Source organism: Pararhodobacter sp. (genome assembly GCF_036802785.1).
Lineage (GTDB): Bacteria > Pseudomonadota > Alphaproteobacteria > Rhodobacterales > Rhodobacteraceae > Pararhodobacter.
On sequence record NZ_DAIRVN010000076.1, the window covers coordinates 1 to 24,764 of the forward strand.

A 24,764-nucleotide genomic window follows, 5' to 3' on the forward strand; every position below is an offset into this window, starting at 1 on the left:
GGGGCGGGGGTGGCGATGGCCGACCGCGCCGCCGATCTGGGCCTGTCGCTGCCGCCCCTGCAGCCTGAAACGCTGGCGGAACTGCGCAACCATCTGCCCGCCTTCGCCAGTTTCGCCAACCCGCTGGATGTGACGGCGGGGGCAGTGATGAATGCCGCCTCGCTGGTGGCCGCGCTGGAATGTGTGGCGCGCGATCCGGGGGTGGACATGCTGGCGCTGTCGTTCGCGGCGGCCTCCGGCGCATCGGCGCGCGCCATTGCCGAGGCGCTGGATACCCTTGCCGCGCAAAACCCCATTCCCATCGCTATCGCATGGAACGCGCCGCGCGCGGGCAATGAAGCGGCGTTCGAGCGGATCGAGGCTGCCGGGCTGCCCGTCTATGCCACGCCCGCGCGCGCCATCCGGGGGCTGGCGGCGGTCTGGCAGGGGCGCGGCCCGCTGGCTGCGATTGCCACGCCCGAATGGTCCGCCCCCGGCGAGACCTGCCTGCTGAACGAGGTTGATGCCAAGGCCCATCTGGCGGGCACCGGCATTCATCTGCCTCAGGAGGCGGTGGTGCAGAGCGCTGATGAGGCCGCCCAGGCTGCCAAGGCCATCGGCTATCCGGTGGTGCTGAAGCTGCTGTCCAGCCATCTGGCGCATAAATCCGATATCGGCGGGGTGCGTCTGGGGCTGTCGGATGCGGCGGCGGTGCGCGCGGCGTATGAGGATATCGCCGCGCTGCCCGCCGCGCAGGAACCTGTGCTGCCCTTTGAAGGGGTGCTGGTGCAGGAACAGATCGCCGGCGGGATCGAGGTGATCCTTGGTGCGCGGGTTGATCCGGCCTTTGGCCCGGTGGTGGTGTTTGGCGCCGGTGGGGTGCTGGCCGAGTTGCTGGAAGATGTCGCCATCCGCCTTGCCCCCGTCACGCCTGAGGAGGCCCGCGCCATGATCGGCGAAACCCGCATTGCGCGCCTGCTGGCCGGGCTGCGCGGGCGCGCGCCGGGCGATACCGACGCGCTGGCGCAGGCCATCGCCGCGCTGTCTGCGCGCATCGCCGATCCGCGCAATACCGCTGCCGAGATCGAGATTAACCCGCTGTTCGTTCATCCGCCGGGAGGCGGGGTAACGGCGGGCGACTGCGTGGTTCATGCCACGCCGCCAACGGCGGCACCGGGCAACTGACCCGCTGCCGCCACCAAACCCAGGGAGAGAGAGAACCATGACCATCCTTCAGAAGGCTACCCGTGCCGCGCTTGTGGCCGCTGCGATCCTGCCGCTGGCCGCCGGTGCGGCGCTCGCCGAATACCCCACGCGCCCGGTGACCGCGATTGTGCCCTTTCCGGCGGGGGGCAGCACCGATCTGATGGGCCGCGCCGCCGCGCAGGAATTCAGCCGCATTCTGGGCGTCGATGTGCCGGTGACCAATGTCGGCGGCGGTGCGGGCACCGTGGGCACCGCCCAGATCGCCCGGGCGCGCGCTGACGGCTATACAATCGGGGTGATCCCGGCAGCACCGCTGATCAATCAGCCGCATATGCGCGAGACGCCCTATGCGGTTGAGGATTTCGATTATATCTGCAAGCTGTTCCACAGCCCGCAGGCACTGGCGCTGGCACCGGACTCGCCCTTCTCGGACCTTGCGGAACTGGTGGAATACGCGCGCGAGAACCCGGGTGAGCTGACCTATGGCTCCCCCGGGCCGGGCTCGTTGCCGCATCTGGCGATGGAGCTGTTTCTGGAGGAAACCGGCGTCCAGATCGAGCATGTGCCGTTTCAGGGCGACGGGCCGGGCGTGACGGCGCTGATGGGCGGACATATCGACATGTATATGGCGATCTTCTCCAATGTCGGCCAGTATGAGCTTGATGCGGTGGCGATCTTTGCCGATGAGCGCGTCGATTCCGCGCCTGATCTGGCCACCTCGGTTGAGCAGGGCTTTACCACCACGGCCTCGTGGTGGGGCGGGATCTTCACGCCCGCAGGCCTGCCCGATGACGTGCGCACCACGCTGGAAGAGGCCTGCGAACAGGTTGCCGCAAGCCCTGAGTTTCAGGAAACGCTGGCTAGGTTCGGTGCGTTCTCGTCCTATCTGGACAGCGAGGGCGTGCGCGCCGAGGTTGAAGAGGGCAGCCGCGTCAATGGCGCGATCCTTGCCCGCGTTCTGAACTGATCGGGCCATGACGCCGCGCCTGATCAACCTGATGGGAGGGGGGGCCATGATTGGCCTCTCCGCCCTGTTCTATGCGCAGACGCTGGGTGAGCGTTTCGCCACCGCGCCACTGGCGCGCAACCCCATGGCCTTCCCCCGGTTGCTGACCCTGCTGCTGGCGCTGGGTGGTGCGGTGGTGATCGCGCAGGCGCTGTTCACCCGACGGGGCGCGCTGCCCGGCGATGTGGCAGTGCCGGTGAACTGGCCGCGTACGGTGCTGATTGCCGCGCTGGCGGGGGCCTATTTCTGGGCCTTTGAAAGCGCCGGATTCCTGCCCGCGACGGCGGTGTTCCTGCCGCTGGTGATTGTGGTGCTGGGCTACCGCCGGGCGCTGGTGATCGTGCCGGTGACAGCCGTTGTGCTGGCCGGGCTCTGGTATCTTTTCGCGCGGGTTTTCCAGATACGGCCACCGGGGCCGGGGATGGATGACCTGCTGCGCCTGATCACGGGGGGCTGAGGATGGACAGTTTTCTTCTCGCACTCAGCAAGCTGGCCGATCCCGGCGTGCTGATGCTGATGCTGGGCGGCACGGCGGCGGGGGTGCTGATCGGCGCCATGCCCGGGCTTGGCTCGGTGCTGGCGATCACGCTGGCGCTGCCGCTGACCTTTGTGCTGGCGCCCGAACCCTCGGTCGCGCTGCTGCTGGGGCTTTACGCGGGCTCGGTCTATGGCGGCTCGCTGTCGGCGATCCTGATCAACACGCCCGGCACGCCGCAGGCCGCCGCCACCGTGTTCGATGGCTTTCCGATGATGCAGAAAGGGCAGGGCGATCTGGCTTTGGGCTGGGCCACGGTGGCTTCGGTCATCGGTGGGCTGATCTCGGTTGTGGTGCTGATCGTGGCCGCGCCGACGCTGGCGCGCCTTGGCCTGCGCTTTGGCCCGATGGAGTATTTCGCGCTGGGGCTGTTCGCGCTGACCTGTGTGGTCAGTGTCTCGCAGGATAATCTGGCCAAGGGGCTGGTGGCCTGTGTGCTGGGCCTGCTGGTGGCCACCATGGGGCAAGACCCGCTGACCGGCGATGTCCGGCTGCATTTCTCGTCGTTCGATCTGATGGCGGGAATTGCGCTGGTGCCGTTTCTGGTGGGGCTTTTCGCGCTGTCCGAGGTGCTTTGGCGGGTGGGTGAGCGCGTCAGCGACAAGATCGAGTTTCAGGGCCGCACCGGCTTTCGCTTCCCGCCGTTGCGCGACATCCTCTCGCGTTGGCGCATCTTCGGCAAATCGGCGGTGATCGGCACATGGATCGGCACGCTGCCGGGGATCGGTGCCACCGCCTCGTCGATGGTCAGCTATGCCGAGGCGAAACGCTCCTCGCCCAATGCCGCCAATTTCGGCAAGGGTGAACCGGACGGGGTGATCGCCTCGGAAGCGGCCAACAACGCCGTGACCGGCGGCGCGCTGGTGCCCACGCTGTCGCTGGGCATTCCGGGTGACCCGATCACGGCGGTGATGCTGGGCGCGCTGATCATTCAGGGCATCACACCGGGCCCGCGCCTGTTTGTCGACAATGCCGATCTGATGACCTTCATCTTCGTGGCGCTGTTCTTCGTGAACCTGTCGCTGCTGGTGCTTGGCCCCTTGCTGGGGAAGGTCTTTGCCCGTGCCGTGCGCGCGCCCGAACCTGTGCTGCTGGGGGTGATCGTGGTGCTGCTGGCGATCGGCACCTTTACCGTCAACTACAACGCCTTTGACCTGAAGGTGATGCTGGTCGCCGGGATCGCTGGGTTCCTGCTGCGCTATGGCGGCTTCCCGCTGGCGCCGGTGGTGATCGGCTTTGTGCTGGGCCCGATGATCGAGCAAAGCCTGCGTCAGGGCATGGTGATCGCGCGTGGCGATTTCCTTGTCTTCTTCCGTCAACCCATCGCGCTGGTGCTTTTTGTCGTCTCGGCGGCCTTCCTGCTGTGGTCAGGGTGGCGGCACTGGAACGACTGGCGCAGCGCCCGCAAAAGGAGAGAGCCGTGAAAGCCTATCGCATTGAACAGGATGGCAAGCTGGGCCGGGGCGCGATTGTCGAGATGGAGGCGGCGGCGCTGGATGCGGGCGATGTCACCATCCGCACGCGTTTCGCCGGGGTCAACTACAAGGATGCGCTGGCCGGGCTGGGCGGTGCACCCATCATCCGCCGCTACCCTTGCAACGGCGGGATCGAGGCGGTGGGCCAGGTCAGCGAAAGCCGCGATGCGCGCTTTGCGCCGGGCGCGTGGGTGATTGTGCACGGGCGCGACATCGGCGTGTCGCATGACGGCGGCTTTGCCGAAACCCTGCGTGTGCCGGGTGACTGGGTTCTGCCGCTGCCCATGGGCCTCAGCCCGCTGGAGGCCGCCACGCTGGGCGTTGCCGGCTATTCCGCCGCGCTGGCTGTTGACCGGATGGAGGGTATGGGCCTTGCCCCCGGTGCCGGGCCGGTGGTGGTGAGCGGCGCAACCGGCGGCGTGGGCTCGCTTGCCGTGGCGATGCTGGCGCGGCGCGGCTATGCCGTCAGCGCCGTATCCGGCAAGCCCGATGACGGCTTTCTGCGCGGGCTTGGCGCGCAGGAGGTGCTTGCGCTGCCCGAACCCTCGTCCAGACCGCTGGAGGAGGCACGCTGGGCGGGCGGGATTGATGCGGCGGGCGGGCCGCTGCTGGAATGGATGCTGCGCACCACGCAAGCGGGCGGGGTGGTGGCCAGTATCGGCAATGCGGCGGGGATTGCGCTGAACACCACCGTGCTGCCCTTCATCCTGCGCGGCGTCACCCTGACCGGGATCAATTCCGACAGCGAGATGCCGCTGCGCCGCCGTATCTGGGCGCGGCTGGCCGATGACCTGAAGCCGCAGGGGCTGGACGCGATGGCGCACCAGATCGCGCTTTCGGCGCTGCCCGCCTTCATGGCCCAGATGCTGGAGCGCCGCATCACCGGCCGCACCCTCGTCACCTTCCCCGAGGCGTGAGCGCCCACTGAAACCTGACCGATCCGAGCATCCGGAGCACCATGACCGATACCCCCCTCTTTACCTTCGCCGTCATCGCCGACACGCATATCAACGCCGAGGATGGTGTCAGCGGCTCACCCTGGCCCGCCAACCGGCTGGCCAATGACCGCGCCCGTTGGGCGGTGGCGGCGCTCAATGCCGATACCCCGGCCTTTGTGGTGCATCTGGGCGATATGGTGCACCCCATCCCCACCCAGCCGGGTTACGGTGCGGCGGCGGCGCGCTATCATGAGATGTTCGCGGGTCTGAATGCGCCGCTTTACTGCCTTCCCGGCAATCATGATCTTGGCGACAAGCCGGTGGACTGGATGCCCGCCCATCCCGTCACCGCACCCTTTCTTAGCGCCTATGAACAGACCTTCGGCCCGCTCTGGCAGGCCTTCACTCATGGCGGCTGCCGCTTTGTGCTGCATGCCAACCCCATCCTTGGCGCCGACCTGCCGCAGGACGCGGCGCAGTGGGCCTGGCTGGAGGGGGAACTGGCTGCAAGTCGGGGGGAGCGGGTGTTTTTCCTCACCCATTACCCGCTCTTCCTGACCACTCCGGATGAGCCCGAGCATTATGATAACCTCGCCCCCGGACCGCGCGAACGGCTGCGCGCGCTGCTGGTCAACCAGCGGGTGGAGGCGGTGTTTGCCGCGCATGTGCATACCATCTTCCACACCCCGCTCGCCCCGGACGGGCCGATGCAGCATGTGATCCCGGCGCTGTCGGCGATGCGGCTGGATTACAGCCATCTGTTCAAGACCCCGCCGCGCGACTGGCAGGAGAACGGGCGCAACGATTCCGCCAAGCTGGGCTATTACCTCGTCGATGTGTACCCGCAGGGCTATGCCCTGCGCCTGCGCCGCAGCCATGGGGCCTGCCTGGGCGCGGGTGAGGTGGCCGCGCCCGTTGCGGCGGTGTCGCGCGCCTCATTGCGGGCCGGGGCGCTGAATGTGGGGGTTGATCTGCGGCAGGGCTGGGCTGAGCCGCGCATCATCCCCTATACCGGGGTGGTCGATGAATTCCGCCGCAAGGCCGCGCGCAATGACTATCTGATCACCGCGCTGCAGGAGGCCGGGCTGCGCGATCTGCGTGTCCCGCTCGATGACCTGACTGACCCGGCGACGCAGGCCCGCATCCGCGATCTGGCGCGCATGGGCCACCGCTTCCAGCCCTTCGCGTTTGCCCCGCCTGACAGCGCGGCACAGGCCGCCATTGCCGCATTGCCCGGCGCCTTGGCGCGAATCGAGGTGATCGCCCGCGCCGACCGCCTGCCGGACATGATCAGCGCATGGCGTGACATCGCAGGCAGCGCCGGCGTGCCGCTGATCGCCTCCAAGCTCTGGACATCGGCGGATGTTCAGGGCACCGGCGCCGCGTTCTCGCATTTCATCGGCCATGGCTTTACCGCCGCCGATACCGCGCTGCTGGCGCAGGTGCACGGGGCCGGGGCCGGGGGGGCGGTGTTCCGCATCGCGCCGGACGAATGTCCGCAGGAGGTGATCGCCGCGCTGCCGGAAAGCGGCACGGCGGTGGTGTATCTGACGCTGTCTGACCTCAACCCCGCCCGGATCAATGCCGATGACGCGGCTATCAAACGCCGGGTGCTTTCCGCGCTGGCGGCGACAGAGGCGCATCCGGCGCGCCCGGTGCTGATGATCGACACGCTCGAAGACCTTGATCGCGGCTATTATCCGCGCCACGGCCTCTATGACGGCCAGTTCAACCCGCGCCCGGCGGGGCTGGCCCTGGCGCTTGCCGCGGAGAGGCGGGCGGCTTTGTCGGGCTAGACGGTGTTCAGGGGCGGTGTTCAGGGGCAGTGCCGGGGGCAGTATCGGGAGCCGTATCCGCAACGGGAAGGGGCCGCACCACATGATCGCGCGCGACTGACATGGATTTCACGATGGCATGCACCGTATCGCCCGCCTCCAGCCCCATCTGCGCAACCGCACGGCGGGTGATGCGCGCCAGCAGCTCATGCCCGCCGACATCGATATGAACCATCGCGCCCGGCCCGGTTCCCGGCACCACCTGCGTCACCCGGCCTGCGATGATGTTCTGGGCTGACAGCCCTTCGGGGCGCAGCCGCGACAGGATCACCTCATGCGCCATGATCCGCACCCTGACCCGCGTGCCGGGTGCGCCGTCAACGCCCGGCAGAAAAAGGGGGCCGGTCGGCGCGTCAAGCCGCGTCAACCCGTCGGCCCCGTGCGCGGTGACAGTGGCGGGCAGCATCGCCGCCATTTCGCGGATCCCCATGGCCCTGAGCGCCGCCGGATCGGCCATCACCTGCGCAGTGGTGCCCTCGCGCACCACGCGGCCCTGTTCGATCACCACCATGCGGTCAGCCAGCATCTGCGCCTCGTTCATGTCATGGGTGACCAGCACCACGGGCATGGCAAGATGCCGCCGCAACGCGATGATTTCGCTGTAAAGTCTTTCGCGCGTGGCCCGGTCAACCGCCGAGAACGGCTCATCCAGCAGCAGCGCCAGCGGGCGGCGGGCAAGGGCGCGCGCCACTGCCACCCGCTGCTGCTGCCCGCCCGAAAGCTGCGCGGGCCTGCGCCCGGCAAGGCCGTGCAGGTTCACCAGTTCAAGCAGCCGCGCGGCTTCGGCCCGGTCAGCCACATCCATCGCCGCCATGACATTGTGAAGCGCGGTCATATGCGGGAACAGCGCATAGTTCTGAAACACCATCCCCACCCGGCGGCGGTGCGGCGGCAGGTTGACGCGCCGCGCGGTATCCAGCCATGGCGTGCCCGCCACCGACACACGCGCGTCTTCAGGCCGCCACAGCCCCGCGATGGTGCGCAGCAGCGTTGTCTTGCCTGACCCGGAATGCCCGACAAGCGCCAGAAGCTCACCGGGCTCAACGCGAAAACCCGCATCAAGGGGAATGGGCCCCGCGGCCCGGGCCATCACCTCAAGCGCCATGCCGGTGCCTTCCTGATAGTGCGCGCCCCCTTCATCGCGCCTGCCGCCCCACGCGCGCCGACAGCCAATAGGTCAGCGTGATGGTGATGAGCGAGACGGCGACCAGCACGGCAGACATGGTCGCCGCGCCCTGATCGTCGAAGGCCTGCACGCGGTCATAGATCGCGATGGCGATGGTCCGTGTCTCGCCGGGGATGGAGCCGCCGACCATCAGCACAATCCCGAACTCACCCAGAGTATGCGCGAAGGTCAGCACCATGGCCGTCAGCAACCCCGGCCATGCCAGCGGCAGCTCAACCTTCCACAGCGCGGTCAGGGGCGACATGCCGCAGCATTGCGCCGCCTCGCGCAGCTCCACCGCGACGGATTCAAACCCGCGCTGCGCAGGCTGGATGGCAAAGGGCAGGTTGAAGAGGACCGAGGCCAGAACCAGCCCCTGAAAGCTGAACACCAGCGGTTGGCCGAACACCTCCTGCCAGAAGCCGCCAAAGGGCGAATTGCGCCCGAAGGCCAGCAGCAGATAGAAGCCGAACACGGTGGGTGGCAGCACCAGCGGCAGCATCACCAGCGCCTCCACCAGCCCCTTGCCGCGAAACCGCCGGTAAGCCAGAAACCGGCCCGCAAGAACCGAGACCGGCAGCAGGATCGCCACAGTCCATGCCGCCAGCCTGAGGGACAGCCAGAGCGCCGTCCAGTCCATTGCTCATTCCCCTTCCGGCAGGGTGAAGCCGTAGCGCTCCAGTGTCGCGCGCGCGGGCGGTGCCATCATATAGGCGTAGAAGGCCTGCGCCACCGGCCCGGCATTGTTGAGCAGCACCATCCGCTGGCGCAGGGGGGTGTGCCATGCCTCGGGGATCAGCGCAAAGCTGCCGCGCGCGCTGACCTCGGGGGCAAGGGCGAGCGAATAAGCGATAATTCCCCCTTCGGCATTGCCCGACAGCGCGAATTGCGCGGCCTGGCTGACATTCTCGCCCAGCACGAGGAAGGGTTGCAACCCGTCCCACAGCCCCCGGTTGACCAGCGCCTCCCGCGCCCGCATTCCATAGGGGGCATGGTCGGGGCTGGCGATGGCGAAACGGGTGATCTGCTCCGCCGCCAGCATCCGCTCCAGCGCATCCAGGTCCGCGTCGGCTGTCAGGGCAGAGCCATGCGGCACCATGAGGACGATCCGCCCGACAGCATAGAGCGCGCCCGCATCCGCGCTGAACCCGTCAGCGTGCAGATCAAGGATGAACTGCTCATCCGCCGCCATGAACATCTCGAACGGCGCCCCCTGACGGATCTGCCGGGCGAAATTGCCGGTGGATCCCGGCGCCAGCCGCACGGCCATCCCCGTCTCGGCCTCAAAGGCGGCGGCGATCTCGGTGACGGCAAAATGCAGATCAGCGGCCGCCGCCACAATGGGCACATCCCCCTGCGCCGCCGCCGGGCCTGAGAGCCCAAGCACCGCCAGAAGCGAAAGGAGCGCACGGCGGGCGAGGAAAGGGGGCAAAGACAGCTCCGCGTTGATATGGTTCACAAAACATATCGAAGGAAAGGCGGCTATGGGTCAAGCGTTATTTTCTGGTGGGAATATCCGAGAGGTCTAGGGTGCATTCGGGCGGGGATGACGGGAAGAGTAGCGCGTCCGAACCTTCGCCTTTCGCCGCAGTAGGGGGGGCAGCTGTGATCAAGGGCAAGCGGGAGTCCATGTCCGCATGATCGTTTTCAGTCCGCCGCAGCGCCCGAAGGGTGGCTTTCAGGCGTCATTCTGAACCGGACAGATTGTGGGCCGAGATTTTCAGCCTTATAAATTATTGAGCAAAATCAACAATTTTCACAAGGAAAGTGGCAGCCCGTAGGGTTGTAGCTTTTCCCAACGATAACAATGCGCTGGATTGTCCAAATGGGTTCCAGACGCCCATTGAAAACAAACGGGAAAACGGCCCTACGTCCAACGCCAAAATCGCAGTTTCGGACTGGACGCCGGTTTCCGAAGCTGCGGCTTCATGGCTCGATCTGCACCCCGAAGACCTGAAGCTGCGCGCCGAACTGGCTGACAATCTGGCCGAGGCGATTGGCGACTGTCACCCGGATGACGCCTGCCAGATCATGACTGCGGCGCTGATCGACCTTTCGGCGGGTCGCAACCCTGTCGAGTATTTCGTGAATGCGCAGGAAGACGCCGCTTGGTGGGCCAGCATGGCCGCGCCCGCCGAACTGAGCGCCGTTCTGTCTGCGGTTCTGGCCCGGCTGAAAGACCGCGCTCTGCACCTGCGCCTACGCAAAGAGCTGTTCATGGTGCTGTGGCGCAGCTTTGCCCCTGATGATCAACGCCGGTTTCTGGCCCGTGCCAAGGGCGAGGTGTGAGATGATCATCCAGCGCACCCCCCTTACCGAGGCTCTGCCGTTCGATCTGCAAGCTGTGGCCACCCATTGCAGGGCTGATTATTTCGAATTTCTGCCGGAGCTGTCCCGCATGGCGCTTTCGGCTGCATCCGAACTGGAAGCCTATGCCCAGATCGCGCTGCTGGATCAGACCATCACCGTTACGCTTGATGGCCCGATCCGCAAAGCCACGTTCCCGCTGCCGGTCGCACCGTTGATCGACCCGCTGAGCGTTGCTGTCACCGTTGACGGAACGCCCACTGACAGCTTTGCCGTTGTAGCCGGTCTGCGGCCAGCCATCCGGTTCACTGATGGCAAGCCCTGCGGCGTCGTGGTGATCGAGTATCAGGCCGGGTTTGGCGATACCGCCGACGATCTGCCGCCTGACATTGCCAATGCGATCTGTGATCAGGCTGCCGCGCTCTTCGACATGCGCGGCGCTGACGACTTCAAGAGCAATGGCATGTCCCCGCACATGGCCCGGATTGCCGCGCGCTACCGCAGGGTGGCGCTATGAGCGGGCGCAGCGTGGAAGAGCTGTTGTTCCACTGGCGGGCGGTGATCGGCCAAGCCCCCGAGGGTTTCCCGCGTGACTTCGCCTTGTCCATCCAGCGGGCAAGGAAGCGGCCCGCGTGGCAGCCGACAGCCAAGCAACTGGTGATCATGCAGCGGATGGTGGGCGAGCTGTTCACCCATGCTGACGATGGGCCGCTGTTCGAGGGTTCGGGCGGCGATGATGTGGAGCTGATCGAAAGGGACTGAAGAAAAGAAGAAGCCCGCCGTTGGCGCGGCGGGCGGGTTGAGAGGGAGGGTTCAGACAGTGGCCTCTCAACTTCAGAAGCATACCACGGGGCCGGATCAAATGCAAAGGGCAGTCCGAAAGACCGAAGCCCGATCCGCCGCACAGCGTTCGACGTGCGGGAAGTAGCGGTCAACTTGCTGGCGAGAACGCGCGCACAGTGAGGCCCTAAGCGGCAGCCCGGCTCCGGCCAACAGGCGAGACCGTGCGGGCATAGGGACAGCCTTGGCCATGTGCTGAGGGCTGTCTTCCTATGCCCGTCACAACAACCCCCACCAACCAACAGGGGGCAGACAGAGCGACGATTGAACGGAGAGGTGAGACGATGACCAGAGCGACAGACCATCATGAGACGCCTGACCTTTTCGGAACTGGTCCCAATGCCGCCGTTTCTGCAAAGCGTGGGGACCGGGGTGGGAGTGTTGCTTTCTCTCTCCTTAAAAAAATCCGGGGAAAATCGCCGGGCATCCGCGCAATTCAGTTTTTGGGCCTTTTGTCGGTTCCTGAGGGCAAAAAGGCCGGAAAACCGCTTAAATTGGCCAGTTTTCAGCGCGATTTCGTGAAAGGGACATTTTCCAAGAATGTCATGGTCGGCGTGTTGTCGATCGGGCGCGGCAACGCGAAAACCGCACTCGCGGCGGGCCTTGCACTCGCTGAGCTGGTCGGCGCACTTGAAGAGCGCCCGCAGCCCAAGCGAGAGATCATTTTCGCAGCCCGGAACCGCGATCAGGCCCGCACCGCATTCAACTTCCTCCTGGGCTACATTCAAGGTCTGTCAGAGGCAGACCAAGCGCACTTCACCATCCGGCGCGGCTCAAAGCTTGAAGTCGAATTTGAGGGCAACGGCGGCGGGCTGGCCCGCGTCATCGCGGCAGACGGCAAGTCGGTTCTTGGCGGCGCTCCGACCTTGGCAATCATGGATGAGCGGGCGGCATGGGAACGCGAAAAGGGCGACAGTCTCGAAAACGCCATTCTCTCAGGTCTGGGCAAGCGCGATGGCCGGGCGCTGATCATCTCCACTTCTGCGCCCGATGATGCCAACACCTTTTCCCGCTGGCTGGATGAACCGCCCCCGGGAAGCTTCATTCAGGAGCATCGCCCGCCCTTCGGCTTGCCCGCCGATGATCTGGAAAGCCTGCTGCAAGCCAATCCCGGCGCCATTGAGGGCATCGGCGCAACCCCCGATTGGCTGGTGGCGCAGGCGCGCCGCGCTATCGCCCGTGGCGGTTCGGCCCTGTCATCTTTCCGCAACCTGAACCGGAACGAGCGCATCTCAAGCGAGGATCGTTCGGTTCTGGTGACGGTTGATGAATGGATGGCAGCCGAGGTTGCCCCCGATGATCTGCCCGCCCGCGAAGGCCCCTGCATTCTGGGCGTGGATCTGGGCGGATCGCGCAGCATGTCGGCTGCAGCCTTTTACTGGCCGGAAACCGGACGGCTTGAGGCCCTTGGCACCTTCCCGGCCAGCCCGTCATTGGCGGATCGCGGCGCATCCGATGGCGTGTCGGATCGCTATGTGCAGATGCAGCAGCGGGGCGAGCTGTCAGTGATGGGAGAGGCGACCGTTCCCCCGGGGCCTTGGCTGGCGCAGATCGTGCGGCATCTGGACGGCACCGAAGTGTCCTGCATCGTGGGTGACCGCTTCCGCCATGCCGAGTTTACCGAGGCCATGCAGGCGGCAGGGCTGGCCCGCGTCCCGTTCATCTGGCGCGGCTTCGGCTGGAAAGACGGCTCTGAGGATATCGAGCGTTTCCGCCGCGCGCTGTTTGACGGCGAGGTGAAGGCAACCCCGTCGATGCTTCTGCGCTTCGCATTCTCCGATGCGATCACGCTGGTTGATCCGGCAGGCAACCACAAGCTGGCGAAAGCCCGTTCCTTGGGCCGGATCGACGCAGCGGCTGCAACGGTGCTGGCAGTGGCGCAGGGCGCGCGCATGAAAGCCACACCGCAAAGGAAGGCCCGGGCGCAATGGCTTTGAAAAAGGATCATCACCGCCACTCAAAGCACGTCACCTCAACCCGGCGCTGGCAGGTTCTGCGCCATGCCGTGCTTGAGCGTGACGGCTGGAAATGTCGCTGCTGCGGTGCGCGGGGCAGGCTGGAAATTGACCACATAAAGTCCGTGCGGCTGGCCCCTGACCGGGCCTTTGATCCGGACAACCTGCAAGCCCTCTGCGGCCCCTGCCACACCCGAAAGACCCGGATCGAATGCGGGCATCCCGCCTCGATCCAATCGCCCGCGCGTGATGCATGGGCGAAAGCTGTTGCCGAACTTGAAATCAAAACAAGCACATAGGAGATACCAATGCTTGAATCTGTCAAAATCGCCCGGCGTCAGTCGGAAATCCGCCAAGCCCTTGCTGGGCTGGTGGGCAATGCCCAGCCGACCGAAGACGAGGTGCGCAACATCGAGGCGCTGGACCTTGAGTTTCGCCACAACGAAACCCGCTACCGGGCCGCGCTGATCTGCGAAGACACCGAACGCCGCGAAGCCGGGGCCGAACTGGAAACCCGTTCCGGCGCGCAATGGGCCGAGCTGATGGCCGGTTTCGAGCTTCGCCAGGTCGCGCTGATGCTGGACGAAGGGCGCAGCCTTGAGGGTCGCACGGCAGAAGTTGTCCAGGAGCTGCGCAGCCAAGGCGGCTATCGCGGTGTTCCGGTTCCGTGGCAGGCGCTGGAAGTCCGCAACACGGTTGCTGCTGGCACCCCTGACCCGATCAGCACCCGCCCGATTATCGACCGGCTGTTCCCTGACAGCGTGTCGGGCCGGATGGGCGCGCAAATGATCAGCATCGACAGCGGCGCTGTTGAATGGCCGGTCACGACTTCGCAGGTATCGGCGGGCTGGGCCGCGACGGAGGGCGGCAACGTGGCCGGGCCAACGGCCTACACCACGGCAGACCGGGCTTTGAAGCCGGAACACAACCTTGGCGTCCAGATGCGGATTACCCGCAAGGCGCTGCAACAGTCGGGCGCGGCTCTGGAAACGGCGATCCGGCGCGACATGCAGGGCGCTATGGGCGCGGCCATGGACCGGGCCGTTTTCCTTGGCACCGGGGCCGATGGCCAGCCGCTGGGAGTGATCACCGGGGCCGCGACCTATGGCATTCCCGTCACCGCGATTGATGCGCAGGCCCGTTGGGCTGCGTTCCGCACCGCCGTGACGGCCTTTCTGGTGGCCAATGCCGCTTCCGGCCCCGGGGCGGTGCGCGCGCTGATCCGGCCCGAAATCTGGGATTATCTGGATGGCATCATGGTGGGCGACGGCGGGTTCAAATTCGAGTTTGACCGCCTGCGCGAAAATCTGGGTGATGTGGCCATGTCCAGCAATGCCCTTGCCGCACCCGCTGGCGAAACCCTTGCCAGCTCTGCGCTGCTGACCACGGCCACGGGGGGCGTTGCCCCGATCTTCGCAGGCGCATGGGGCGCGGTTGACGTGATCCGCGACCCCTATACTGACGCCCAGTCGGGCGGGCTGCGCATCACCGCGCTGGCCACCATGGACGTGACGGTTGCCCGCCCGGTGCAGCTCCGCGTTCTGACCGGGCTGGAAATTGCTGTGGATGAAGGCTGATGCTCTGGGGCGCGTATGGCAGCGCTCTGGAGCTGCGCACCGAGGGCGGGGCAACCCGCCTTCGGGCAACCTTCCCCTATGGTGCCGAAGCCGAGCTGGCACCGGGGCGGCGGGAAGTGATCGCCAGCCGTGCCTTTGCCGCCCGGATCGACGCGGGCGAAGACATTCACCTGCTGTCCGGACACGACTTTGAAAAGCCTCTCGCCTCACGGGCGGCGGGCACCCTGACCCTGACCGATACCGATGCGGCCCTTGTGGTCGAGGCGCGGATCGACGCGGGCACCAGTTGGGCGCGCGACTTTCTGGCGGCGCATGCTTCCGGCCTGATCCGGGGGCTGTCTCCGGGGTTTCGCGTGGCACCGGGCGGCGAGCGGATTGAAAGCCGGGGCGCTGCCCTGCTGCGCACCGTCACGGCGGCAGCGCTCTTTGAACTCAGCGCCGTGACGCGGCCAGCCTATGACGGCGCACAGATCGAGGCCCGGTGCTGGCAGTCGCCGGCACAGACGACGCCGCGCGCCGGCCACCCCTTGAACCGATGGAGACCCTGATGCTGGGCTGGCTATTCAAACGGCGGGCCGACCCCGCACCCGAAACCCGGTCATCCGGCAGCGGATACACCGCCCAGATCATGACCGCGCGCGAATCATATATCAGCGGCGTTTCCGGCATCGGTGAGCTGACGGCCACGGTTCAAGGCTGTGTCAGCCTCTGGGAAGGGGCCTTCGCTCTTGCCGATGTGCAGGGCACCGATCTGTTGACCCGCGCGCATATGGCCCTGATCGCCCGATCACTGGCGCTGCGCGGTGAAGCCGTCATGCTGATGACAGGCGACGGGCTGGTGCCCTGCGCTGACTGGGAGCTGTCCACCCGCAACGCAACCCCGCGCGCCTATCGCCTGTCAGTGTCGGAGGCGGGCGGCGGGCGCAGCCAGACCGCGCTGGCGGCAGAGGTTCTGCACCTGCGCATCGGCTCTGACATGGTGGCCCCATGGTCCGGCTCTGCGCCCCTGCGCCGTGCGCCCCTGACAGCCGAGCTGCTGCATCAAGTCGAAAGCGCGCTGCGCGACGTCTACCGCGATGCGCCCTTGGGGAGCCAGATCATTCCGATGCCCGAAGGATCGGCCGACGATATGGCGACCATGCGGCAACAGTTTCGCGGCCGCCGTGGCGCCTCGCTGGTGGTTGAGGGCGTGGCGCAGGCGACCGCCGCAGGGATGAACCCGAATATTGGGCAGAAGCCCGATCAGCTTTCGCCGGATCTGTCAAAAAGCATGACGGCGGAAACCCTGCAAGCGGCGCGCGATGCGATCATGATGGGCTATGGCGTTCTGCCGGTGCTGCTCAACCGCTCTGTGACCGGCCCCGCGGTGCGCGAAGCCCAGCGGCATCTGGCGCAGATCGTGCTGCAACCCATTGCCCAACTGATGGCGCAGGAGGCCAGCGCGAAGCTGGGCGGGCAAGTGCTGATCGACGTGGTGCGGCCCATGCAGGCCTTTGACGCGGGCGGCAAGGCGCGGGCACTCGCCACAATGGTGCAGGCGCTGGCGCAGGCGAAAGAGGCCGGGATCGAGGGCGCCACCCTGCAAGACGCGCTGGCGTTCATCGACTGGCACGACGAATAGGGCAGGTTGCGCCCTGCGGTTAATCCAGCCGCACTGCAACCCCGTTACTCGGTGAGTGGGCAAACCCCGAGAGCGCGCGGCCCCTACTGGAACTTCCGGGGGCGCGGCGCGCGATCATTTTGCGAGACTTCGTGGAGCGGAAATTCTCCTGGCCAAATCAGAAAGGTCTGCCACCCGGTTCAGCGCTTCAGTTTGAACGGACGTTATCAATATTTGCAGTTTGTGAGCTTCCTCAAATTCGAGAGAGAGTTCATCGAACCCAGATGAAAGCGTAGCTTCCGATAAAGAGTTATCACCCAACGAAAATGCATTAAGTTTCTCTATGATCTCTCGAAAATCCGTCAGCTCTTCGAGAAGCTCAGAAATTTCGGGATCAAGTTCCATACTTTGTCGCCAAAGCAGGGCGCTGCTCTGTTCCCGGCGGATGATCTGCCGAACCTCCTGTACTCCTGCCAACGATGCAGCATTTGTCCGAACAATGTCGGCTCTTAGCTGAGACGTGATCGCTCGTGTCGCGATCGAATTCCCACGACACGCGACAACCAAGGCTGCGAGCGCAGCTAAGACTGCGCCCCAGCCAGGAAGTGATTCCGGTGTGAACCATTCACACATCACGAACTTTCTTTGAATCTAACACCTGCCCCGCCGCCGTTTTCCGCAATGAACTCAACCCCAGCCGCTTCAAGGGCTGCGCGGATTGCAGCGGTGGCATGGCCGGGGCCGGTTGCGTCGGTTTCCGCCCGGGTGATCGTATTTCGGTGCACCCCTGCCTTCTCTGAAAGGTCTCTGACTGTCCAATTCAGCAAAGCGCGAGCCGCTCTAATTTGTGCACTTGTCACCACGCCATGCCTTCTGTTATGGTGCTTGTGTCACCATACCACAACGGGAGACCATGACAATGGAAAACACTACACCCGCCAGCGGGAACGCCCCTGGCATGCCCAACGCCGCCCTGTTTGAACCCCGCGACTGGCCGTGTTGCGTGCTCGATGCCTTGGATGAACTGTCCACTGCGCGGAACCTGGTGGAGCTGATCGCAATGACCACGCGCCGTGACCCCGACTCAGACGAGAAAGCTATCGCTGCCGGTTGCGAGGCGGTTCTTGCCCGAATCGACGAATGCTCAGAAATTCTGAAAGGGGGTGCAGCATGAAGCGCCGCCAGTTCCTGACAAACCTTCCCGCCGCGAGTGGTGTTTTTATTGCTTCGTCACATTCCTTGCCCGCAGCCGCCCAGACGGACCCGCTGGTGCCCCTCTACCACGAATGGCTTGACGCCCGCCGCACATGGCGCGCACTGGCCGATCTTCCGGGCAATGAAAATTGGGATGATCCGAGGTCGATCGAGGCAGAAGAGCGCGAAACCTCAGCTGCAGAACGAATGCTGGCGCTCACACCCTCCTCTATGGAGGGAATGGGCGTGTTGGCGGCTCTGGCTTGGTCCGCTATAGGCCCCGGCGGAACGGATAGCGAAGACTATGCAGAGTTGATCAGGTTCAACGACGCCCGCGCAGTCAACGCAATTTGGAAGGCATGCACGGGGCGCGTCGGGTATCCGGATATCTAGCTGGCGATGTGCAGTTCGAAAAATCCTCTTGATAAAATCAACAGGCCGTGTTTATTCTTGGGAATATCAAGAGGTGATCCATGAACAACCTTCCCACGAAAACCGACCTGCGGGCATCAACCAAGCTTGCTTGCGAAATCGCCCACACTCACCCGGACCGGCTCAATGAGTCGATCCATGCGGGCTTCTACCCGTGCGCCCCGAAAACCACGCCGGGCAAGGCCCGTTCGTTCGGCGTGGATGATATCGTTGCGCTGCGCCTCTATCAGCGCTTCATGGACAAGGGCATGAGCGCCGGGGCGGCGGGCGCAAAGGCCTGCAAGATCCGCGAATTTATGCAGATCAGCCCCGACGCCGCGCACGTTTACATGGTCGATACGGACATGGGCAATCCGGACTGTCTGGCAGAGTTCGACACGACGCAGGGTTTCATCATGATCAATAGCAAACAGTCGCTTGAAGTGATCGGCTGCGAAATGTTCGACCTGAACTGGCACCGGAAGCGCGTCGTTTACTACATCACCGAGGCCGACAAGCGCCGCGTGGTTGGAGACTGATTGAAACCATGGCCAACCGCACCGCATCCTTGAGACAGTCAGACCTGACCCGCTATCTGAAGGCGATGCAAAAGGCTGGCATCGAGGGTGGGCGGATCGAGGTGAAGCCTGACGGCACCCATGTCATTATCCCCGGCAAGGTCGATCTGGCCTTCACCGGCCCGGACCCTGACGAGCTGCTGCGATGACCAAGCGCAAGAACCCCTTTCCCGGCGTTCGTAAGAACATCGTTGCAGGGCACCTCTACTGGAAATTCGAGCGCAACGGCTTCCGGTGCCAGATCCCCGGCCCGTATCGCAGCCCCGAATTTCTGGCAGCCTATGAGGCCGCACTTGCCGGTTCCCGGTCCCCGAAGGCATCATCTGCCATCGAGGGAACTCTTGCATGGCTGATCGAGCAGTACCTGCGTAGCCTCCGCTTTCAGAACCTCTCCGACAGCCGCAAGCGGACGATCAGACTTGAACTGGACTGGCTGCGCAGGGAAGCGGGCAAGTACCACTTCGAGCGCTTTCAGGTGCGGCATGTCGAAGCCCTCATGTCCAAGAAGAACGGCCCTACCGCCGCGAACACGGTCAAGAAGAACCTTTCGATGCTGTTCAACTTTGCCGCCAAGAAACTCAACTACACCGGCCCGAACCCGGCGCGCCATGCCGAACGCATGAAAATCAACCCTGACGGCTTTCACACTTGGACAGTCGATGAAGTGAACCGCTTCCTTGCGCGGCACGGACCGACCACCAAGGCCCGGCTGGTGATGTTGCTCGCGCTTAATACCGGGATGGCCCGGCAAGACCTTGCCCGCGTTGGTCGCCAGCACGTCAAGGCGGGCCGGATCGCCTATCGCAGACACAAGACTGCCGTGGCGGCTGACATGCCGATCCTGCCCGAGCTGGCCGAGGAGCTGCGCCACGTCCCCAAGGACCGGCTGCTGTTCGTCACCCAGGACAAAAGCGACAAGCCCTACGCCGTCGCATCGCTGGGCAACTGGTTCCGGGACAGATGCGCCGAAGCCAAGGTGCCCGGATCGCTGCACGGCTTGCGGAAGGCCGGGGCCACCAGACTTGCAGATGCCGGGGCGTCAGAATGGGAGATCGCGTCTTACCTTGCACACTCCGACACGACGCAGGCGGCGGTCTACACCAAGAAAGCCAACCGGGCGCGCCTTGCAGACAGCGGCTTTGCCAAGCTGAGCGCAGGCAACGTGTCCAACCTATCTGCCGAGTTGGACAGAAAGGAAGGAAAAACCAATGAATAACAATGCCTTGAAAGACGCAATGGCAGCCCGTAGGGGAATCGAACCCCTCTTTCCAGGTTGAAAACCTGGCGTCCTAACCGATAGACGAACGGGCCACGTTTGGCGTGAGGCGGTGTTTAGGCCAGCCGTGCGGCGCGTGCAAGGGGGTTTTTTGCGCCGGTGTGACGATTTTTTCCTGCGCGGGCCGGGCTGTGCGGAAAGGGCGCCCGGGGGGTAAGCCAGCGGGCAGGTCGGGGGCCGGGCCGGGTGAAGGCCGGGTCAGGCCGGGGCGGCGTCGTCGAGGCGCAGTTGCACCTTGTTGCGCCCGCCGTAGCTGTTGATCTCCAGCCGTCCGGCCAGATGAAACAGCCCCCGCGCGGCCTGCGACAGCGCCGGGCCAAGGGCGGTGTCAAAGGCGCTGAAGGCCACGCCCTCCAGCTGCGGGCCGCCCAGATCGCCGAAGCGCAGGCGCAGGTGGTTGGTGCCGATGCGCCGGGCATCGCTGATCCGCATCGAGGGAAAGACGAATCGCGGGGCAGGGGCGGCCTGACCGAAGGGTCCGGCCTGTTCCAGCGCCTCGATCAGCTCGGGCGTGGCCGCGCCGGGCATCATCAGCCCGTCCAGCCGCAGGTCCGCCGCACCACCCACACCCGCGCCCTGCCGCGCCAGCAGCTCGGACAGGCGCGCCATGGCGGCCTCCAGCTGCGCGGTGGCCACCGTCAGGCCTGCGGCCATCCGGTGTCCGCCGCCCTTGACCAGCAGCCCCTCGGCGGCCAGCCGCTGCACGGCGGCCCCCAGATCAACCCCGCTGACCGAGCGGCCCGAGCCCTTGCCCTCGCCCCCGTCCAGCGCGATCACCACGGCGGGGCGGTTGGTGGCCTCTTTCAGCCGCGCGGCCACAATGCCGATCACGCCGGGGTGCCAGCCCTCACCCGCCGCCCAGACCAGCGGGCCGTCTGTGCCGCGCGCCTCGGCCTGCGCCAGCGCCTCTTCGCGCACCAATGCCTCGACGGCGCGGCGCTCTTCGTTCAGGCGTTCCAGCTCCTGCGCGATGCGCTGCGCCTCGGCCATGTCTTGCGTAGACAAAAGCCGCGCGCCCAGATCGGCCGCACCGATCCTTCCCCCGGCGTTCACCCTTGGCCCCAGAACGAAACCCAGATGATAGGGGTTGGGCGCCTGATCCATGCGCGCCACATCCGCCAGTGCGCGCAGGCCGGGGCGCTGGCGGGCTGCCATCACCTTCAGCCCCTGCCGCACGAAGGCCCGGTTGACGCCGGTCAGCGGGGCGACATCGGCCACCGTGGCCAGCGCCACAAGATCCAGCATGGCCATCAGGTCCGGGCCTTGCGTGCCCTGCGCGCGCAGCCGCCGGTTCATGTCCACCAGCAGCAGAAACACCACCCCGGCGGCACAAAGATGGCCCAGATCGCCGGTTTCATCCTGCCGGTTGGGGTTGACCACGGCCAGCGCGGGCGGCAGCGTCTCGGTGCCCAGATGGTGGTCAACCACCACCACATCGGCGCCTGTGGCCGCTGCGATCGGCCCGTGGCTGAGCGTGCCGCAATCAACGCAGACAATCAGCGCGTGGTTCTGCGCCAGCCCGGCCATCGCGGCCTCATTGGGGCCATAACCCTCATCAATCCGGTCGGGGATATACAGGGTCGCATCATGGCCCATAGCGCGCAGCCAACACAGCAGCAGCGCCGCCGAGGCCCCGCCATCGACATCATAATCGGCAAAGACGGCGATCTTTTCGCGCCGTTTGAGCGCGGCCAGCAGGCGTTCGGCGGCAGGCTCCATGTCCCGCAGCAGCATCGGGTCCGGCAGGAGCGCGCGCAGCGAGGGGGCGAGGAAGCTTTCCACCGCGCCCGGCACCACGCCGCGCCGCGCCAGAACAGCGCAGAGCGCGGGTGGCAGGCGGGTGGCCTGCACCAGCGCTTCGGCCTGTCGTTCATGCTCAAGGCCCGGTCCCAGCCAGCGCCGCCCGGTCAGCGAGCAGGCCACGCCCAGATACCCGGCTGAGGGCATGTCCGCGCCGGACTGCTCCACGCTCCCGCCGCTCATTTCACCGGCGTGCGATAGGTCATGCGCCGCACCGATCTGGTCTTGGAGCGCATCAGCAGCGTCTCGGTGGTCAGCCAGCCCGGCTCACGCTTCATGCCCGCCAGAATCGAGCCATCGGTAACGCCGGTCGCGGCAAAGATCACATCGGCGGTGACCATATCGTCGCGGGTATAGATGCGGTTCAGATCGGTGATCCCGGCCTTGGCGGCGCGCTTGCGCTCGTCCTCGCTGAAAAACTGCAACCGGCCATAGATCTGCCCGCCCATGCATTTCAGCGCGGCGGCGGCCAGCACCCCCTCCGGCGCACCGCCTGACCCCATATACATATCGATGCCGGTCAGCCCGGCCTCGGCGCAATGGATCACACCCGCCACATCGCCATCGGTGATCAGCCGGATCGCCGCGCCGGTGGCGCGTACGTCGCGGATCAGATCCTCATGGCGGGGGCGTTCCAGAATGCAGACGGTGATATCCTCGTCCCGGCACCCCTTGGCGCGCGCCAGTGCGCGTACCCGTTCGGCGGCGGGCATGTCCAGCGTGACGGTATCGGGGCCAAAGCCGGGGCCGATCGCCAGCTTTTCCATATAGACATCGGGCGCATGCAGGAGCGTGCCGCGCGGGGCCATGGCGATCACGGTCAGGGCGTTGGGCATGTCCTTGGCGGTCAGCGTGGTGCCTTCCAGCGGGTCCAGCGCGATATCGACGGCGGGGCCGTTGCCGCTGCCGACCTCTTCGCCGATGAACAGCATCGGGGCCTCATCACGCTCCCCTTCGCCGATCACCACCACGCCCCTGATGTCCAGCTTGTTCAACTGCTCGCGCATCGCGTTGACGGCGGCCTGATCGGCGGCCTTCTCATCCCCGCGCCCGACAAAATCGGCCGAGGCCAGCGCCGCCGCTTCCGAGACGCGGGCCAGACCGAGCGACAGCAAGCGGTCGTGAAATTCGGGCGTCTCGGGCATCGGGTGGTCCTTTCGGAAGGCGGATTGCCACCTTCTATCCAATCGCACCGCCCGCGCCAAGCCTGCAGGCCCCGAACAGGGCGCGCGCGTGATCGTCATTTTCTGTCTGAAAATATCCCCGGGGGTGCGGGGGCAGGCAGCCCCCGCTCCGACACCGGCCAAAGGCGCGCTGCTCAGACTTCCTCGATGCGCAGGGCCACCGGCTCACCCACCAGCACGCCGGTCGCCTCAAAGCGGTCCAGTGCGTGGCGGATATCGTCGCTCGCGGCCTTGTGGGTGACAATCAGCACCGGGGCCAGCGCATCATCATGCGAATACTGGCGCATCCGGTGGATGGATATCCCGGCCTCCCCCAGCGCCGTGGCGATCTTGGCCAGCGCGCCGGGCTTGTCGAGCAGCGTCATGCGCAGATACCACGGCGCGGCGGATGAGACCACGGCGGCGGGGGCGCGTGTCAGCCCTGCGGCGGGTTCACCAAAGGTGGGCAGGCGCAGGCCCCGCGCAATGTCGATCACATCGCTCATCACCGCGCTGGCGGTCGGCCCTTCACCGGCACCGGCCCCGCGCAGCACGATCTGGCCCACGCTGTCCCCTTCGATAACCACCATATTGGTGCCGCCGTCCAGCTGCCCCAGCGGGTGGGTTTCGGGCACCAGACAGGGGGTCATGCGCTGTTCCAGCCCGCGCCCCGTCATCTGCGCCACACCCAGCAGCTTGATCGCAAAGCCCATGTCGCGCGCCAGCCGGATGTCGTCGAGCGAGATATCGGTGATGCCCTGCAATTCGACCGACGCAAAATCAACCTGCGTGCCAAAGGCGATGGCGGAAAGCAGGCTCAGTTTATGGCCCGCGTCGATCCCGCCGACATCAAGGTTCGGATCGGCTTCCAGATAGCCCAGCCGCGCGCATTCATCGAAAAGCACGTTGTAGCCCTGCCCGGTGGCCTCCATCCGCGTCAGGATGTAGTTGCAGGTGCCGTTCATCACGCCCATGACCCGCTTGATCCGGTTGCCCGCCAGCCCCTCGGTCAGGGCCTTGATCACCGGAATGCCGCCCGCGACCGCCGCCTCGAACCGCAGCGCGCGCCCGGCCTTTTCGGCCGCCAGCGCCAGCGCGTGACCGTGATGCGCCAGCAGCGCCTTGTTGGCGGTGACCACGTCCTTGCCATTGGCCAGCGCGGTTTCCACCAGCGCCTTGGCGGTGCCGTTCTCGCCGCCGATCAGCTCCAGCACCACGTCGATATCGTCGCGCCGTCCCAGCGCCACCGGGTCATCTTCCCAGCCATAGACAGAGATGTCGGCGCTGCGCGTCTTGGTGCGCGAACTGGCGGAAACCGCGACAATCTCGATCGGGCGGCCCGTGCGGCGGGCGAGCATCTCGCCATGCATCTGCACAATCTTGACGACGCCGATACCGACGGTGCCCAGACCGGCGATGCCAAGGCGGAGGGGGGTCTTCATCAGGGTTCTCCGGCTGCAACCGCGCGCAGCCTGACGGGCAGGCCGCACGCGCGTGTTTGCCGCACAGTTAGCCTGTCATCGGCGCGGGTGCAATGCGTCGTGCCGCCGCCCGTAGGCAGGGGCAACATACGGGTGTCAGGGGGCGGGGGCGGTCAGGGCCTGCGCCCGGCGGCGCAGGTCATCGTCTTCAGTGGGCGTGGCGGGTTGCGCGCGCAGGGCCGCGGCCCTTGCCCTGAGGGCGGCGGCGCGGCTTTCGATGGCGGGCGCGGGCGGGCCGCTTTCGCTGCGCGTTGCGCTGATCCCGGCGCGCAGCTCCTGCGGGGAAAGCAGGCGCGGGGTGGGGTCATCGGCAGCGGGGGAACAGGCGGTGAGCGCCAGCAGGCCCAGCGTGCCAGCCAACGTACCGACCGACCCGGGCAGGAAAGGGCTGCGTGGCCTGTCTGTCGGGCGGGTGGCGGGCATGGTGGCAATCCGATGTCGGG

General features: G+C 65.9%; 28 protein-coding genes and 1 tRNA gene. 19 read left to right on the forward strand and 10 right to left on the reverse strand.

Translation table 11 applies throughout. The features are described from left to right. The 6 genes from V7Q53_RS19355 to V7Q53_RS19380 all read left to right on the forward strand — a co-directional run. Nucleotides 1-1,164, forward strand: a 1,164-nt coding sequence (locus tag V7Q53_RS19355; protein ID WP_333830439.1) for an acetate--CoA ligase family protein, incomplete at its 5' end; no start/stop codon positions are given. A 37-nt stretch (nt 1,165-1,201) separates the two neighbouring features. Beyond that, nucleotides 1,202-2,152 carry a tripartite tricarboxylate transporter substrate binding protein gene (locus V7Q53_RS19360; protein ID WP_333830440.1) on the forward strand — a complete coding sequence of 317 codons (951 nt, stop codon included), beginning with the start codon at nt 1,202-1,204 and terminating at the stop codon, nt 2,150-2,152. A 46-nt stretch (nt 2,153-2,198) separates the two neighbouring features. Further along, nucleotides 2,199-2,648 (forward strand): tripartite tricarboxylate transporter TctB family protein, encoded by a 450-nt coding sequence (locus V7Q53_RS19365; RefSeq protein ID WP_333830441.1) that lies wholly within the window; start codon nt 2,199-2,201, stop codon nt 2,646-2,648. Nucleotides 2,649-2,650: 2 nt separating this feature from the next. Then, the gene (locus V7Q53_RS19370; RefSeq protein ID WP_333830442.1) at nt 2,651-4,150 is read left to right on the forward strand and encodes a tripartite tricarboxylate transporter permease; all 1,500 of its coding nucleotides are present in this window, start codon (nt 2,651-2,653) and stop codon (nt 4,148-4,150) included. Continuing rightward, nucleotides 4,147-5,118, forward strand: coding sequence for a YhdH/YhfP family quinone oxidoreductase (locus tag V7Q53_RS19375; RefSeq protein WP_333830443.1), 972 nt, complete (start codon nt 4,147-4,149; stop codon nt 5,116-5,118). Before V7Q53_RS19370 ends, V7Q53_RS19375 begins: the two co-directional genes overlap by 4 nt. Nucleotides 5,119-5,159: 41 nt before the next feature. Beyond that, nucleotides 5,160-6,935, forward strand: coding sequence for a metallophosphoesterase family protein (locus tag V7Q53_RS19380; RefSeq protein WP_333830444.1), 1,776 nt, complete (start codon nt 5,160-5,162; stop codon nt 6,933-6,935). A 7-nt stretch (nt 6,936-6,942) separates the two neighbouring features. On the opposite strand, the gene modC is transcribed toward V7Q53_RS19380, so the two are convergent. From modC to modA, 3 genes are read right to left on the reverse strand one after another with little or no spacing between them, the layout of a single operon-like run. Beyond that, nucleotides 6,943-8,079 (reverse strand): molybdenum ABC transporter ATP-binding protein, encoded by a 1,137-nt coding sequence (gene modC / locus V7Q53_RS19385; protein ID WP_333830445.1) that lies wholly within the window; start codon nt 8,077-8,079, stop codon nt 6,943-6,945. A gap of 31 nt (nt 8,080-8,110) precedes the next feature. Then, a complete protein-coding gene (gene modB / locus V7Q53_RS19390; protein ID WP_333830447.1) occupies nt 8,111-8,779 on the reverse strand; it encodes a molybdate ABC transporter permease subunit in 669 nt (222 codons plus the stop codon). A 3-nt stretch (nt 8,780-8,782) separates the two neighbouring features. Further along, nucleotides 8,783-9,571: a molybdate ABC transporter substrate-binding protein gene (modA, locus tag V7Q53_RS19395; RefSeq protein ID WP_333830448.1), complete on the reverse strand. Its 789-nt coding sequence runs from the start codon at nt 9,569-9,571 to the stop codon at nt 8,783-8,785. Between the two features lie 335 nt (nt 9,572-9,906). On the opposite strand from modA, the gene V7Q53_RS19400 reads away from it, so the two are divergent. The 8 genes from V7Q53_RS19400 (at nt 9,907) to V7Q53_RS19435 (ending at nt 16,439) form a co-directional block, all read left to right on the forward strand. Continuing rightward, complete coding sequence (locus V7Q53_RS19400; RefSeq protein WP_333830450.1) at nt 9,907-10,428, forward strand: hypothetical protein; 522 nt, start codon at nt 9,907-9,909, stop codon at nt 10,426-10,428. A 1-nt stretch (nt 10,429) separates the two neighbouring features. After that, nucleotides 10,430-10,963, forward strand: coding sequence for a hypothetical protein (locus V7Q53_RS19405; protein WP_333830451.1), 534 nt, complete (start codon nt 10,430-10,432; stop codon nt 10,961-10,963). Beyond that, entirely contained in the window at nt 10,960-11,208 is a 249-nt protein-coding gene (locus tag V7Q53_RS19410; protein ID WP_333830452.1) for a hypothetical protein, read from the forward strand. Before V7Q53_RS19405 ends, V7Q53_RS19410 begins: the two co-directional genes overlap by 4 nt. A gap of 362 nt (nt 11,209-11,570) precedes the next feature. Next, the gene (locus V7Q53_RS19415; RefSeq protein WP_442954453.1) at nt 11,571-13,223 is read left to right on the forward strand and encodes a terminase large subunit domain-containing protein; all 1,653 of its coding nucleotides are present in this window, start codon (nt 11,571-11,573) and stop codon (nt 13,221-13,223) included. Further along, nucleotides 13,214-13,540, forward strand: a complete 327-nt coding sequence (locus V7Q53_RS19420; RefSeq protein ID WP_333830455.1) for an HNH endonuclease — start codon at nt 13,214-13,216, stop codon at nt 13,538-13,540. The genes V7Q53_RS19415 and V7Q53_RS19420 overlap by 10 nt, the downstream gene beginning before the upstream one ends. 9 nt (nt 13,541-13,549) lie before the next feature. Beyond that, nucleotides 13,550-14,818 (forward strand): phage major capsid protein, encoded by a 1,269-nt coding sequence (locus V7Q53_RS19425; RefSeq protein WP_333830456.1) that lies wholly within the window; start codon nt 13,550-13,552, stop codon nt 14,816-14,818. Next, the gene (locus V7Q53_RS19430) at nt 14,818-15,366 is read left to right on the forward strand and encodes an HK97 family phage prohead protease (protein ID WP_333830457.1); all 549 of its coding nucleotides are present in this window, start codon (nt 14,818-14,820) and stop codon (nt 15,364-15,366) included. Before V7Q53_RS19425 ends, V7Q53_RS19430 begins: the two co-directional genes overlap by 1 nt. Next, on the forward strand, nt 15,366-16,439 hold the full coding sequence (locus V7Q53_RS19435) for a phage portal protein (protein WP_333830458.1): 1,074 nt from the start codon (nt 15,366-15,368) through the stop codon (nt 16,437-16,439). Before V7Q53_RS19430 ends, V7Q53_RS19435 begins: the two co-directional genes overlap by 1 nt. A gap of 114 nt (nt 16,440-16,553) precedes the next feature. Here V7Q53_RS19435 and V7Q53_RS19440 read toward each other — a convergent pair whose 3' ends face one another. Next, a complete protein-coding gene (locus tag V7Q53_RS19440) occupies nt 16,554-17,051 on the reverse strand; it encodes a hypothetical protein (protein WP_333830459.1) in 498 nt (165 codons plus the stop codon). After that, nucleotides 17,051-17,281: a helix-turn-helix domain-containing protein gene (locus V7Q53_RS19445; protein WP_333830460.1), complete on the reverse strand. Its 231-nt coding sequence runs from the start codon at nt 17,279-17,281 to the stop codon at nt 17,051-17,053. The genes V7Q53_RS19440 and V7Q53_RS19445 overlap by 1 nt, the downstream gene beginning before the upstream one ends. A gap of 95 nt (nt 17,282-17,376) precedes the next feature. Between V7Q53_RS19445 and V7Q53_RS19450 the strand changes: the two genes are divergently transcribed. The 5 genes from V7Q53_RS19450 (at nt 17,377) to V7Q53_RS19470 (ending at nt 19,817) form a co-directional block, all read left to right on the forward strand. Continuing rightward, on the forward strand, nt 17,377-17,592 hold the full coding sequence (locus V7Q53_RS19450) for a hypothetical protein (RefSeq protein WP_333830462.1): 216 nt from the start codon (nt 17,377-17,379) through the stop codon (nt 17,590-17,592). Continuing rightward, on the forward strand, nt 17,589-18,005 hold the full coding sequence (locus tag V7Q53_RS19455) for a hypothetical protein (RefSeq protein WP_333830464.1): 417 nt from the start codon (nt 17,589-17,591) through the stop codon (nt 18,003-18,005). The genes V7Q53_RS19450 and V7Q53_RS19455 overlap by 4 nt, the downstream gene beginning before the upstream one ends. Nucleotides 18,006-18,085: 80 nt before the next feature. Then, nucleotides 18,086-18,562 carry a hypothetical protein gene (locus V7Q53_RS19460; protein WP_333830465.1) on the forward strand — a complete coding sequence of 159 codons (477 nt, stop codon included), beginning with the start codon at nt 18,086-18,088 and terminating at the stop codon, nt 18,560-18,562. 8 nt (nt 18,563-18,570) lie between these two features. Continuing rightward, a complete protein-coding gene (locus V7Q53_RS19465) occupies nt 18,571-18,750 on the forward strand; it encodes a hypothetical protein (protein WP_333830466.1) in 180 nt (59 codons plus the stop codon). Further along, complete coding sequence (locus tag V7Q53_RS19470; RefSeq protein ID WP_333830467.1) at nt 18,747-19,817, forward strand: tyrosine-type recombinase/integrase; 1,071 nt, start codon at nt 18,747-18,749, stop codon at nt 19,815-19,817. Before V7Q53_RS19465 ends, V7Q53_RS19470 begins: the two co-directional genes overlap by 4 nt. 20 nt (nt 19,818-19,837) lie before the next feature. Here the strand turns inward: V7Q53_RS19470 and V7Q53_RS19475 are convergent. The 5 genes from V7Q53_RS19475 to V7Q53_RS19495 all read right to left on the reverse strand — a co-directional run. Then, a tRNA-Glu gene (locus V7Q53_RS19475) sits at nt 19,838-19,912 on the reverse strand. Between the two features lie 163 nt (nt 19,913-20,075). Continuing rightward, complete coding sequence (recJ, locus tag V7Q53_RS19480) at nt 20,076-21,860, reverse strand: single-stranded-DNA-specific exonuclease RecJ (protein ID WP_442954454.1); 1,785 nt, start codon at nt 21,858-21,860, stop codon at nt 20,076-20,078. Continuing rightward, entirely contained in the window at nt 21,857-22,822 is a 966-nt protein-coding gene (gene glpX, locus V7Q53_RS19485; RefSeq protein ID WP_333830468.1) for a class II fructose-bisphosphatase, read from the reverse strand. Before glpX ends, recJ begins: the two co-directional genes overlap by 4 nt. Before the next feature lie 173 nt (nt 22,823-22,995). Then, on the reverse strand, nt 22,996-24,282 hold the full coding sequence (locus V7Q53_RS19490; protein ID WP_333830470.1) for a homoserine dehydrogenase: 1,287 nt from the start codon (nt 24,280-24,282) through the stop codon (nt 22,996-22,998). A 135-nt stretch (nt 24,283-24,417) separates the two neighbouring features. After that, nucleotides 24,418-24,764 (reverse strand): hypothetical protein (locus V7Q53_RS19495; protein WP_333830471.1); only part of this gene is annotated, 347 nt, incomplete at its 5' end.

Bases quoted from the DNA above. Each gene is read 5' to 3' on its own strand.
- V7Q53_RS19360 (WP_333830440.1), top strand. From the start codon at position 1,202: ATGACCATCCTTCAGAAGGCTACCCGTGCCGCGCTTGTGGCCGCTGCG.
- V7Q53_RS19365 (WP_333830441.1), top strand. From the start codon at position 2,199: ATGATTGGCCTCTCCGCCCTGTTCTATGCGCAGACGCTGGGTGAGCGT.
- V7Q53_RS19370 (WP_333830442.1), top strand. From the start codon at position 2,651: ATGGACAGTTTTCTTCTCGCACTCAGCAAGCTGGCCGATCCCGGCGTG.
- V7Q53_RS19380 (WP_333830444.1), top strand. From the start codon at position 5,160: ATGACCGATACCCCCCTCTTTACCTTCGCCGTCATCGCCGACACGCAT.
- modC (WP_333830445.1), bottom strand. From the start codon at position 8,079: ATGGCGCTTGAGGTGATGGCCCGGGCCGCGGGGCCCATTCCCCTTGAT.
- modB (WP_333830447.1), bottom strand. From the start codon at position 8,779: ATGGACTGGACGGCGCTCTGGCTGTCCCTCAGGCTGGCGGCATGGACT.
- V7Q53_RS19405 (WP_333830451.1), top strand. From the start codon at position 10,430: ATGATCATCCAGCGCACCCCCCTTACCGAGGCTCTGCCGTTCGATCTG.
- V7Q53_RS19410 (WP_333830452.1), top strand. From the start codon at position 10,960: ATGAGCGGGCGCAGCGTGGAAGAGCTGTTGTTCCACTGGCGGGCGGTG.
- V7Q53_RS19415 (WP_442954453.1), top strand. From the start codon at position 11,571: ATGACCAGAGCGACAGACCATCATGAGACGCCTGACCTTTTCGGAACT.
- V7Q53_RS19420 (WP_333830455.1), top strand. From the start codon at position 13,214: ATGGCTTTGAAAAAGGATCATCACCGCCACTCAAAGCACGTCACCTCA.
- V7Q53_RS19425 (WP_333830456.1), top strand. From the start codon at position 13,550: ATGCTTGAATCTGTCAAAATCGCCCGGCGTCAGTCGGAAATCCGCCAA.
- V7Q53_RS19430 (WP_333830457.1), top strand. From the start codon at position 14,818: ATGCTCTGGGGCGCGTATGGCAGCGCTCTGGAGCTGCGCACCGAGGGC.
- V7Q53_RS19435 (WP_333830458.1), top strand. From the start codon at position 15,366: ATGCTGGGCTGGCTATTCAAACGGCGGGCCGACCCCGCACCCGAAACC.
- V7Q53_RS19440 (WP_333830459.1), bottom strand. From the start codon at position 17,051: ATGTGTGAATGGTTCACACCGGAATCACTTCCTGGCTGGGGCGCAGTC.
- V7Q53_RS19450 (WP_333830462.1), top strand. From the start codon at position 17,377: ATGCCCAACGCCGCCCTGTTTGAACCCCGCGACTGGCCGTGTTGCGTG.
- V7Q53_RS19455 (WP_333830464.1), top strand. From the start codon at position 17,589: ATGAAGCGCCGCCAGTTCCTGACAAACCTTCCCGCCGCGAGTGGTGTT.
- V7Q53_RS19460 (WP_333830465.1), top strand. From the start codon at position 18,086: ATGAACAACCTTCCCACGAAAACCGACCTGCGGGCATCAACCAAGCTT.
- V7Q53_RS19465 (WP_333830466.1), top strand. From the start codon at position 18,571: ATGGCCAACCGCACCGCATCCTTGAGACAGTCAGACCTGACCCGCTAT.
- V7Q53_RS19470 (WP_333830467.1), top strand. From the start codon at position 18,747: ATGACCAAGCGCAAGAACCCCTTTCCCGGCGTTCGTAAGAACATCGTT.
- recJ (WP_442954454.1), bottom strand. From the start codon at position 21,860: ATGAGCGGCGGGAGCGTGGAGCAGTCCGGCGCGGACATGCCCTCAGCC.
- glpX (WP_333830468.1), bottom strand. From the start codon at position 22,822: ATGCCCGAGACGCCCGAATTTCACGACCGCTTGCTGTCGCTCGGTCTG.
- V7Q53_RS19490 (WP_333830470.1), bottom strand. From the start codon at position 24,282: ATGAAGACCCCCCTCCGCCTTGGCATCGCCGGTCTGGGCACCGTCGGT.